The sequence below is a fragment of the uncultured Corynebacterium sp. genome (assembly GCF_937999985.1).
Taxonomy (GTDB): domain Bacteria; phylum Actinomycetota; class Actinomycetes; order Mycobacteriales; family Mycobacteriaceae; genus Corynebacterium.
In genome coordinates, this window is the sequence record NZ_CALLDG010000067.1 from 1 (window position 1) to 9833 (window position 9833).

The following is a 9833-nucleotide window of genomic DNA, read 5'->3' on the forward strand; positions in this document are numbered from 1 at the left end:
GCCAGGTGCTGTATGTGTCGCGGGTTTTCGACGGTTCGGGTAGGTCGTAGGTTCTACTGATGGTCATGGGATGTCCTCCTTAGGGGCTGGTCGGTAGATCGGTGCTGAATCGTCAGGTTCGTACAGGTCGTAGTAGGTGACACTGCTCTCGCCAGGGTCGGGTGTGATGAGCCCGGCGACATGTAGCTGGTGCACGAGCTCAAATAGGCTTTCGCCCACCTCGTCCATGTAGGCGGCGATGTCGATCGCGCGGTCGAAATTCGTTATCGGGCGATTCATGTCATGGCTCATAGCGCGACTCCTGTAGTTCGCCCGTAAGGAAGAACACGAGATCATCGACAGTCATGGTGACCCATTGGCGGCCCGGGTCTGCTACGCCGTGGCGCTTGTGGATCACTACACCTACTGCTGCGTCATCATTGCCCGCTTGAGTGTGCGCTTCGTCGATCCATTGAGCGAGGCTTAGGCGGGCGGTGTTCTTGCATTCCACCACCACTCGCTCGCCATGGGATCGGACGTTGGAGATGTCCCCGCGATCTTTCGCGCCTGTTTTTACACGCCGGTCGATGTATTCGCTGACGTTGTCGCGGAGATGGTCGCTTATAAGGCGTTCAAAGCGTGTCCCGGCTGCTTTGGCTGATTGCCTTGTGCGTGCCATTGGTTTCCTTCTTTCGTGTTAGAAATTGGCTGAAAATCGTCTTCAGCCTGCCCCACTTAGGCGTTAATTCTTTGCGTATATACACATGCCTGACAAGCTGGCGAAGAAGGGGGTTAAGCAGACTTTTTTGCGCGTTTCCGCCTGCGATAATTCCGCTGATACATTGTCATGCATGGCTTGCACCTGTAGCGCTCGCCATCCCAATACAACTCGGAGTTTGGGTGGCCATTAACGCAGGTACCTACAGGCCAGTCGCGCCCGAAAGTTCGGCGCGCATTCTCGAAATTTGGAAGCGCTCTCAGGTGTTTTGGATTAACGCACTTACGGTTCTTGCATAAGTGGTCAATTGTGTGCCCCTCAGGGATTTGCGCTTTATTGTGGTAGACCCAGGCTGCGCGATGGGCTGTCACTGCTTGCCTGTAATCCCCGTCCTGCCACCCGATTTGCGCATAACCATGACTGGCCACCGAGTAGGTGCTTATCCAGCAATCCCCGTTAATCTCATATCGACTTGCGGCGCGCTCCGCCACTCGTGAGGGGATAATGATTCGCGTTTTAGGCACGCGGTACCTATTGACGGTAGGCTTCATGCCTAGCCCTCCATTCGCTGTGATCGAACTGGTTGGGTTAGTGGCCGTGTAGGTGCTCCAACACCTCGCGGCCATGCTTCATTTTACCACCTTGACCTGCGATTTTCCATCAAAAGGGCGGGTTTCCATCGTCACCCTGCTGCTGGTTGGCGGGCTGGTCGGCGAACGGGTCGGCCTGTTGCTGGCCGAAACCTGCCTGGTTGTTCTGCTGCTGGTTGCCCTGCTGGTTCGTCGTGGCCTTTTGCACATCTGCGACTGCCCAGCGGAGGTCTGGCGCGACGGAGTCGGCGATCATCTTGATTTGTAGCTGCTCGCCGTTAGGTGATTGCCATGCGGTAGGTCGCACCTTGCCCGTGACGGTCACGCGCGTGCCCTTCTTGAGGCTGTGCGCGACGTTGGCTGCCAGGGTGCCGAAGCAGGACACCTTGACGGCGATGACGGGCGTGTCCTGCCACTGTCCGGTGGCGTTGTTTTTCTCCCGCTCGCTCCATAGGACGGTGAGCCCTGCCCAGGGCTGGCCTTCCGCGTTGTGTTGCAGTACTGGGTCGCTGGCGAGGTTGCCGGTGATAGTCATGTGGGTCATTTTTTCTACTCCTTGGTGGTTGGTTGGTCTTGGTTGGCGTCAAATTCGCTCTGATTGGCGTCTCTCGCGGACTTTCCCGCCTCTAGCGCCCACTTACGCCCGAGGCGCTTCTTCGTCGCTTCTACAGCCTTCTGGTCGACATTCCCGGCTCGCTGACACAGCTCCGGGGATCGCCCATCGGCAGTGAGCCCCATCTGCAGGTGCCGTTGCCGCTCGCGCTTCTGCCTGATCTGCTCGCGGACTCGCCGGTAATCCGGGTCAGCGGACAGCTCCTCGTTGGCGCGCCACACCGCCTGGCGGAACAGCGAGGGCGTAATCTGCCTGTCGCCGTCATGAGTGCGAGTGATCCACAACGCGGCTTCCTGGAACACACGGGCGGGTAGGTGCGTTCTGGCGATCACATCGGCGTAGACGGTGGCAACGATCTTCGTTTGGTGCTCGTCCTCCATGCGGGGCATATGCTGCGGGAGTGCAGCCTTGAGGATCGAGATCACCTTGAAGGCGATTTGCAGGGCGTGGTCGTCGCTCATGCTTCGAGTTGCCATGGCAGCACCTCCGCGTCGACGATCTCCGGCTGGCTAGTGCCGTAGAAGCGGCCAGCGATTGCTTCCGGTGTAAAGCGGCTGTGAGGCGTGGCGGGGTTGTCGGTCTCCTCGATCGCCTCCCAGCGACGGTCTTTGAGCCACTTGTGCGGGTGGGGAATGTAGCGCGCGTCATCGACTCCGGGGTTATCCGCATAGACGGATGTGAGGCGGAGCAGTTCTTCGGGGGCGATGGTTTTGGTCGCTTCACGCCATTGCTTCGCCGCGTCTTTCTTTGAGGCGTTGCGTCGGCGTGGGTAGGCCTTCCACCAATCCTCGAATGCGGGCGGGTACTCGGTCGGGCGCGCGTCCGGCCTTCGGGCGGACGAGTCCGAACTTGCTTCGGACGATATATTTCCCTGTTCCCTTTCCCTGTTCCCTTTCCCTGTTCCTAGGGGTGTTTTTCCGTGCGGAGGCACTGAAGTTCCTTGCAAAGACAATGAAGTTCCTTCATTTCCGCTAAACCGCTGGTCAGGGGTAGAGTCTGGGTCATCTGGCGCTGGGTATTTTGGATTCGCGCGCCGTTGGGGCTTTTGATGATCGTCCCAGCTGGGAATGCTGTAAAAAGTACGCCCACGGTGCTTATAAACGTCGATTCCGAAGCCGTCCACAACTTCCTTGCAAAGACACTGAAATTCCTTGCCTTGCCTCTGAAGTTCAGAGTCGAGCCAATGATCCTCTTCCGGGAAAGCAAAAGCGCGGAGCTGAAGCATGTTCATCTCTCCGCGCCCGTGGTCGTCGGCAAGGCACCACATGGCCACATAAAGAAGCCTTGCTGTATGTGAGACGCTGGCCGTATCTGGCGATGTGAAAAACTCGGGCTTAATCGTTCTGATTCTTGGCACCTTCCTCCTCCTTTCTGTAAACCCCTCGGTAGTATTTCGGCGGCCAGGTAACCTCGTCCCGGCCACGAATCAACAAACCCCGCTCGTAAGACCAAGCGGGGTTAGCATGAATGAATGAGTGGCATGCGTGGCAAGTACCTAATCCGTTATGGACGGTGTGCTCGCCACCCTGTGAGCGCATTTTGCGGTGATGGAAGTGATGCATAGCGCCCACGCACACGCCAGGGATCATCGCCTCGCAGGCGCCCTCCGCACGCTCGTGGACGTACTGCCACACCTCGAACGGCATCGCCTTACGTCTGCCCATGACCACTCCCCGCATAGGCTTGGCGGATTCCGGCTGCCATGGTCTGTAGCGCGGACTGCTCGCCCATGACAGCTCGCAACGTGTCCTTCGCTCGCTTGTGGGCTACATCGGCCACGTCGCGGCGTGCGCGCTTCTCTTCGGTGGCGACCTCTGCCTTAGCCTCTTTGTCCTTGATGCTGCCCTCGGCTGCCAGGTAGGCCATGGCGTAGGCGTTTTTGTAGTCGCGCTCCGCGTCGAGGTAGTCGGCGTACGCCTTCGAGACGACCTCCACGCCCTTATAGATGCGTTCGTTCGTGGTGCGTAGGTCGCGCTCGATCTGGACAGGGTTAAGAGGCTCCATTCAGTTCCGCCCTCCTGCGCTTCACAACCAATGTCAAGTGGTTGGCAACGCCAAGCTCCATCGCTTCGCTCCACACTTTCTTCAGGTCAGCTTCTGTCTTGCAGGTATTCGCCCGGTCGGTAAGCTCCTGGATTTTCGGCTTCATCATCTCTTCGCGCGTCACGCGGCGATTGCCAGCAAAACCAGCGTTCGCCAGCGCGCGTCCCAGTGCGGAGGTTTCGCAGGTTTCCAGCGCGGCTACCTTCTGTGTCATGCCCGCGCCGTCGACCTCGAAGGCGTGCCCTTCGGACAGTGGCTTCTCGTCCTCGAAGTTGCGATAGAGTGCCACCTTCACGACCCAGCGGGTGGCTCCCACCTCGCCCCGCATGTCCACGACCTCGCTGGTCATGCGGTAGTTCGGGTACGTGTCTTTGAAGCGCATAATGCGCTCCTCGACAGGTTCATAGTTGTCCAGGTTGATCTGATTACCCATTTAGGACACCTCCTTCTCGAATGTCAGGCGTAAGCTTGGCTTCGTTTCTTTCTCAACCGTGTACTGGTCGGCCAGGTCGGCATGATCTTTGCGGAACTTCTTGGAGTCGAAGGTCTTGCGCACACTCGGCTTCGTCATGGTCACCAGGCCGATGCTGGGATACTCCCAGCTGCACGGTTCGTCGCCGATGGCGCCGATGATCTGTGCTCGCAGTTCGTTAATCTCCGCCTCGATACCGGCCTTCATGTCGGTCAGCTTCTTGACCTGCGCCAACTCGAAGGACACATCTGGGGCGGTCGGGTTCTTTCCCTCAAGCCACTGGTGGGCGAAGTCCACTAACTCCTTGATGCGCCTCTCATTGCGTCGAATAACGCAGCTGCGCACCTCGCCGGGCTTGAACTCGTCGCCCTCAATCACGTACGGCTCCCAAGAGAACAGGCACTCGTCCGCGTCAGTCACATACAACTGAACCTGCACCTGGTCGAAGTACACGCCAGGAATATCCCCATCGCCCCAGTCACGATGGGCGCCAACGGTCTTAATCTCGCCGATCAGCTCCATCGGCTGCCCCTCGCGCCAATCACGATCAACCATGTCAGGTGTCGCGCCGATCAGGCCAGCGTCATCTACCCACAGGTCGTCGTTGGCCTCGAGGCTTGAGTCGATCTCTAATCGAACGTGTTTAGCGATAACCGGCTCGCGCTCCTTACCCCACTCGGTATACCGGTTGCCAGTGAAACTCTGCGCCCCGGTGCGCTTCTCTTCGCGCAGCTCGCGAGCATATTTAGGCGACCGGATCGCCCTCGCAATTTCCGTAGCCGTGATAACCTCACGGCGCTGCTCCAACCACTCTTCAGTGTCGAAGCTAATTAGACGTTGCGGCATGGTGGCAACGCTCCTTTCTCTTCTATAAGACGCTTGGCTTCCGCCTCTGCCTCGTAGATGAAATTGATGTCCAGCCCGAGGCGAGTAACGAGCTTGTCTAGCGTGGAAATAAACATGGTGTTTCGGCGTGATATGGGGTTGCAGCACTCATTGAGCTGGGCTGGCGAAATCCCCGTCAGCTCCACAATCAGATCGCTGCCCAGGCGGTCGCGCTTGGCGGCCAGCGCAGCCTGTAGCCCGGACGGGATCGGTACTTGCTTGATCTCGCGCACCGCGATCACCTGATCTCGTTTGCTAGTGCGTCGAGGTGGTTGCAGATAGCGCGCTGCGAGCGGGTTGCCTCACGAATCTTCTTCCGTAGCCGGTCGGCGGAGACGCCGGGGCGCGGGTGGTTCGCTCGGCTTAGCTGCTGTTGTAGTTCGCGGTTACGGTCACGCAGGCGGGGAAGCCGATGTAGTAATTCAGCCGTGTAGGTAGCCAGCGGGTCGTCCGTCTTTAGCAGCTGGGAATGTGTCGCGGAAATCAAGCGATCCAGCTTCATATCCGCGAGCTGGGTTTCTAGGTCTTTCAATGGTGGTCTTTCTAGGTCAGGAGGATCACGCAGATGAGGATCACGCCCATGCCGACGGCAAAGCCCAGGGAGAACCAGAATGGCGGAGGCGGGGTGCTGTCATCGTGGTTGTAGGGATCAATGAGAGGCATCAGACCAGCAGCTTTCCGAGGTGCCAGGCAATCAGCAGAATCGTTCCCGCGAACGCGATAGCGGCCAGCGACGCGGCGATCATGTCAAACAAGCTCACGCGCTGCTCATCGTCAAGCTCGTAGGGCACAGCGTCATCGGTGTAGTCATCATCCTCATCAAGCCACTCGTCAATCCCACTGATCAGGCGACGCTGCGCCCCCTGGACCGTCGGATGTGACGGCGGGATAATACGATTCGTGATTGGTGTTTCATCGTGGCGACTCATGCGGCAACCTCCGGGAAAGAATCAAGCAACTGACGGTAGTTAATGAGGTAGCGTCCGCCCCTCACGGTCTGTGTGGCTGGCAGCTTCTCGGATGCGCACCACTGCCACACGGTTTGACGGTTCCGCCCGCTGAGTGCGGCGAACTCGTCGATGGTGAGCATTCGTTTACGCTCGCCCAGGACGGCTTCAATGTCGTCCATCAGGTCGCGGTATCTGTTACGATTCATGGGTGTTTCCCCTTTCAGGTAAGGCAACACGAAGCCCCCTTTTTTTTTCCTTTATCTCGCGGTAGGTGAAAAAGAGGGGGCTGTTTGTTTGGTTGGTTAAGATTCTGGGTATGGCAAATCCAGCGCAGCTTCTACTCGACGTGTTCAATAAATGGAATGATGGTTCCACTTCAGCAAGGCTCAGTCGAGGACTGATGATGAACTGACTGAACACATGCGGGCAGCTCGGCTCATCGAACAGATCGGTGAACTGTTAGATCGTCTGGACTCAACAGGTGGACAGACCGAGGTGTATCGCCGATATCTTCCAGAATGGCGAAGGATTCTCTTTTGCTATCCAAAAAGCTGGGGAACTGTGGGAAGCGGTGATATCCCCCAGACACCACGGGACCATCTCAGCACATTGGCATTCATGCTGCGCGACTTAATTCCCGCACCACAAGCCGAAAAAGTAGAGAACCTCCGATCGTATCTTGAAGTCATCATTGAGGAACTGACGCAGGATGGTTCGCTACCAGCGAGTGTTAAAGATTCCGCGTTCACCGTCATTAACCACATGCGGTGCTGTATCGACGATTTAGAAGTGCTTGGCGATTTCGCATTTGAGCAATCCTATGAACGTTTGCTCGGCGCTCTAGCTATCATCTCCTTGAAGAGTGACGATAAGTCCAGGTGGAAGCGTGTATTCGATAACTTCGTATACCCGTATGCTGTGAATAACCTTCCGTCATTAAGCTCGGCGGGCAACACTATTAGGGAACTGTTCGCCCCTGGGGCTTAAACGGGAGGCCTGCAAGTACCTTGCTCTACAGTCTGAGTAAGGGCTTGATCTATCACTTGGCCAGATGGATGCCCTTCCAGGACTCTCTGTTTAATGCGTTGCAGCACCTCATGAACAATGAGGCATTCCCTAGTAGTGAGATTTCCTGGGATCAGCGTTGTCAACAATTCCTCCTCTCGTGATTTCGGCGTGTGGGTGGTGAAAAGGGGTGCGCAGCGCGCAGGGCAGTCAGAAAGGCGAATCTGCCCGTAGGAGCTTGCTTAGCCGGGAAAGCAGGTCGGCACCGGCATTTAACGCACCCCTAGTGCCCACAGCGGGAGTCGAACCCGCCTGCACGTCACACAACACGCGCCAAAAAGCTGGCGTGGCCGGTGATCGCGTGCAAAAACCAATATGAGCCTGGGGATTTGTATTCGCGCTCGTCTGTTACCTCACCGGTCGGCGCAACCCGAACCAGTGGTGTAGAGCAGGGCATACGGAATCATGGCGCGTCTAAGAACCGGCGCTCACCCGCATGTCATCCCGCCCCGTAATAGGACGGCGCTATGCACTATTCAGTTCTCAAAAAACACGGGACTAAAGACCCTTGTGCCCTGCCCAGGAATTGCACCATGGGGGTAGGTCTACCCAGGGCGCGAAACGTCACAGTGACGCTCCGTCAGCTCGTCCAGGCTTCCCCTCCCAGACGAACCAGATCAGTTAGGCAGCAAACCGCCCATCCAGGAACCGGGAAACGAAATACTGTTGCCCCTTCCCTGTCACCTTCGGAGTCTTTGAAATTGAGGTATGCCCGTCCGAATGCACCACCGTGGTTTCCTTAATCCGGAACAGCCCCATCTCCATCGCCCGCTGCTCGGTCAGGTATGCGCCATGCTTGCGGATTGTGGGCAAAACTTCGTGAGTAACCCACCGCGAAAAGCGGCGCGCTTCAGGCTTATCGCTACGGAGCACCACCTCATATAAAGCGGACTCATTAACGGTGACCATGTTCCGGACTTGGCGCTCAGACCTGACATCTGTTCGACAGATGTCAGCTTTGTCTAGCCGACCAACGAGAACACCGATGTTCTTAATGCCCAGTGCTTTAGCTACGTCATTAAGGACGAACATGGGGTTCTCTTCGGTTCCGAGCACTCGCACGGCATGACCGTGAAAGTCGAAATTCTGTTGCTGCAGTTCCATTTGGTATTCTTTCCTTAGTTTTCCTTTTGCCCCTGTTCCCGCAGGGGCTTCTCTTATGCGGAGTATCCTTTTCGTATCCAACGGAAAGGAGGTGAAAAGATGACTTGGTTCTTGAACGCGAACCTCGGTAACCAGTCGGTCACTTGGGCTCTGCAGGACGGTGTTGATGTGAATGATGTCCAGAAATCCATTGCCGAAGCTGCACCAGGCACTTTCGTAGAAATCCCCGTGCGCCTGTTAGACCAGTTGAAAACAACGACCGTGCACTTCGATCCGAGCAAGTGGGGTGCATGGATGATTCATGAGAGCAGTCAGGAGGAAGTTCTTTAGCCCTGCTCGCTCGAGCCGCTGTCGCTACTGAATCTCTTGCGGTCATTGCTTTGTCCATGCTTCGCTTTGCCGATACTGTGACCGAGTTTTTTGATGCTCCTGGCGTTGTGGCGCCGGGGGTTTCCTTATTGATAGACACTGCGGTAACTCCATTCCGTTTTCACTTTTTCTCCTTATGCGGGGCTCTTACTTATGCCGCTTGCAGGTCATCCTCTGAAAGAGCGATAAGCACCTTTTCTGGCCGGGCTCCCATGAATGCCAGCGCGTCCAGAATTTGCGGTGTTGGCTTGCGGGTCTTGAGAGCCTTGTTCCATGTGTTCCGGGAAACTCCTGTGTATGCAGCTAGGTCTACTGCCGATGCCAGTCGATTGACACGCTTTACACGTTCAAGTTCATCAAGACTGATAAGGAATGTTGTCACTGTTTAACCTCTTTCTTGGTGACTGACAAAAGAATATGTCATGCGGCGCCAATCTGACAAGGATGGAATTACAGCGGGGGCACCCGAGTTGGCATTACCCCTGATTAACCCCCACTTGCTGACAACTTTTGTGGTCACTAGTATGGATTACATGACCAACGCAGACCGCTACAAAAACTGGTTCTCATCCATGTCTGGAAAGCGCATCACAGCTCAAGACATCGCGGACAAGCTCAACATCTCCCGCAATGCGACCAACTCCCGCATGGCAAAAGGGCTTACCGCAGACGACATCATCACGATCGCTCGCGGATTTGAGATCAATCCCGTAATCGCTCTCCAAGAGCTCGGGCACGTAAGCGTCAGTGAAATATTTGACTACCTCGACGATGGCGGGAAGAGTTTGGCGACCGCCACACCAGAAGAGCTTGTATACCACCTAGCACAGGACATTCTTGGCGCAGATCAGAAACTGGCGCTCGTACAGGAAGTCATGGGTCGATCTAGCCACCCCGTCGACGAGCTGGCAGCCCGTAGAAAATCAAACACCTCTACCCCCGTTGTCGAGTCTTCTTCATACGATTCAGGCATGCCGGACGATGCGGTAGCCGATAGCTCCCCCGAAGTAGGAGGAACCCCAGATGACTACGAAACCTAAGTCGC

The 9833-nt window shown here is 56.5% G+C and carries 18 protein-coding genes; 3 read left to right on the plus strand and 15 right to left on the minus strand.

What is annotated here, in order from left to right; translation table 11 throughout:
• Window positions 1–63 precede the first annotated feature (63 nt).
• From Q0331_RS03170 to Q0331_RS03225, 13 genes are all read right to left on the minus strand, one after another.
• The gene (locus Q0331_RS03170) at window positions 64–279 is read right to left on the minus strand and encodes a hypothetical protein (protein WP_298074806.1); all 216 of its coding nucleotides are present in this window, start codon (window positions 277–279) and stop codon (window positions 64–66) included.
• Between the two features lies 1 nt (window position 280).
• Window positions 281–658, minus strand: a complete 378-nt coding sequence (locus tag Q0331_RS03175; protein WP_298074808.1) for a hypothetical protein — start codon at window positions 656–658, stop codon at window positions 281–283.
• A 113-nt stretch (window positions 659–771) separates the two neighbouring features.
• Window positions 772–1323, minus strand: a complete 552-nt coding sequence (locus tag Q0331_RS10790; RefSeq protein WP_367274952.1) for an HNH endonuclease signature motif containing protein — start codon at window positions 1321–1323, stop codon at window positions 772–774.
• 34 nt (window positions 1324–1357) lie between these two features.
• Entirely contained in the window at window positions 1358–1831 is a 474-nt protein-coding gene (ssb, locus tag Q0331_RS03180; RefSeq protein WP_298074810.1) for a single-stranded DNA-binding protein, read from the minus strand.
• Between the two features lie 5 nt (window positions 1832–1836).
• Window positions 1837–2376, minus strand: coding sequence for a hypothetical protein (locus tag Q0331_RS03185; protein ID WP_298074812.1), 540 nt, complete (start codon window positions 2374–2376; stop codon window positions 1837–1839).
• On the minus strand, window positions 2358–3257 hold the full coding sequence (locus Q0331_RS03190) for a hypothetical protein (RefSeq protein ID WP_298074814.1): 900 nt from the start codon (window positions 3255–3257) through the stop codon (window positions 2358–2360). The genes Q0331_RS03185 and Q0331_RS03190 overlap by 19 nt, the downstream gene beginning before the upstream one ends.
• A gap of 293 nt (window positions 3258–3550) precedes the next feature.
• Window positions 3551–3904 (minus strand): hypothetical protein, encoded by a 354-nt coding sequence (locus Q0331_RS03195; RefSeq protein WP_298074816.1) that lies wholly within the window; start codon window positions 3902–3904, stop codon window positions 3551–3553.
• Entirely contained in the window at window positions 3891–4376 is a 486-nt protein-coding gene (locus tag Q0331_RS03200) for a hypothetical protein (RefSeq protein WP_298074819.1), read from the minus strand. The genes Q0331_RS03195 and Q0331_RS03200 overlap by 14 nt, the downstream gene beginning before the upstream one ends.
• Window positions 4377–5261, minus strand: a complete 885-nt coding sequence (locus Q0331_RS03205) for a YqaJ viral recombinase family protein (protein WP_298074821.1) — start codon at window positions 5259–5261, stop codon at window positions 4377–4379.
• Window positions 5246–5533 carry a hypothetical protein gene (locus tag Q0331_RS03210; protein ID WP_298074823.1) on the minus strand — a complete coding sequence of 96 codons (288 nt, stop codon included), beginning with the start codon at window positions 5531–5533 and terminating at the stop codon, window positions 5246–5248. The genes Q0331_RS03205 and Q0331_RS03210 overlap by 16 nt, the downstream gene beginning before the upstream one ends.
• 5 nt (window positions 5534–5538) lie before the next feature.
• Entirely contained in the window at window positions 5539–5832 is a 294-nt protein-coding gene (locus Q0331_RS03215) for a hypothetical protein (RefSeq protein WP_298074825.1), read from the minus strand.
• Between the two features lie 130 nt (window positions 5833–5962).
• Complete coding sequence (locus Q0331_RS03220; protein ID WP_298074828.1) at window positions 5963–6229, minus strand: hypothetical protein; 267 nt, start codon at window positions 6227–6229, stop codon at window positions 5963–5965.
• A complete protein-coding gene (locus tag Q0331_RS03225) occupies window positions 6226–6456 on the minus strand; it encodes a helix-turn-helix domain-containing protein (RefSeq protein ID WP_298074830.1) in 231 nt (76 codons plus the stop codon). The genes Q0331_RS03220 and Q0331_RS03225 overlap by 4 nt, the downstream gene beginning before the upstream one ends.
• A gap of 355 nt (window positions 6457–6811) precedes the next feature.
• On the opposite strand from Q0331_RS03225, the gene Q0331_RS03230 reads away from it, so the two are divergent.
• Complete coding sequence (locus Q0331_RS03230; RefSeq protein ID WP_298074832.1) at window positions 6812–7237, plus strand: hypothetical protein; 426 nt, start codon at window positions 6812–6814, stop codon at window positions 7235–7237.
• A gap of 699 nt (window positions 7238–7936) precedes the next feature.
• Here Q0331_RS03230 and Q0331_RS03235 read toward each other — a convergent pair.
• Complete coding sequence (locus Q0331_RS03235) at window positions 7937–8419, minus strand: BRO family protein (protein ID WP_298074833.1); 483 nt, start codon at window positions 8417–8419, stop codon at window positions 7937–7939.
• Window positions 8420–8518: 99 nt separating this feature from the next.
• Between Q0331_RS03235 and Q0331_RS03240 the strand changes: the two genes are divergently transcribed.
• On the plus strand, window positions 8519–8749 hold the full coding sequence (locus Q0331_RS03240) for a hypothetical protein (RefSeq protein WP_298074835.1): 231 nt from the start codon (window positions 8519–8521) through the stop codon (window positions 8747–8749).
• A gap of 190 nt (window positions 8750–8939) precedes the next feature.
• Here Q0331_RS03240 and Q0331_RS03245 read toward each other — a convergent pair whose 3' ends face one another.
• Window positions 8940–9170, minus strand: a complete 231-nt coding sequence (locus Q0331_RS03245; protein ID WP_298074837.1) for an XRE family transcriptional regulator — start codon at window positions 9168–9170, stop codon at window positions 8940–8942.
• Between the two features lie 151 nt (window positions 9171–9321).
• Here Q0331_RS03245 and Q0331_RS03250 point away from each other — a divergent pair, with 151 nt between their 5' ends.
• Window positions 9322–9828, plus strand: coding sequence for a winged helix-turn-helix domain-containing protein (locus Q0331_RS03250; protein WP_298074839.1), 507 nt, complete (start codon window positions 9322–9324; stop codon window positions 9826–9828).
• The last annotated feature ends 5 nt before the right edge of the window (window positions 9829–9833 follow it).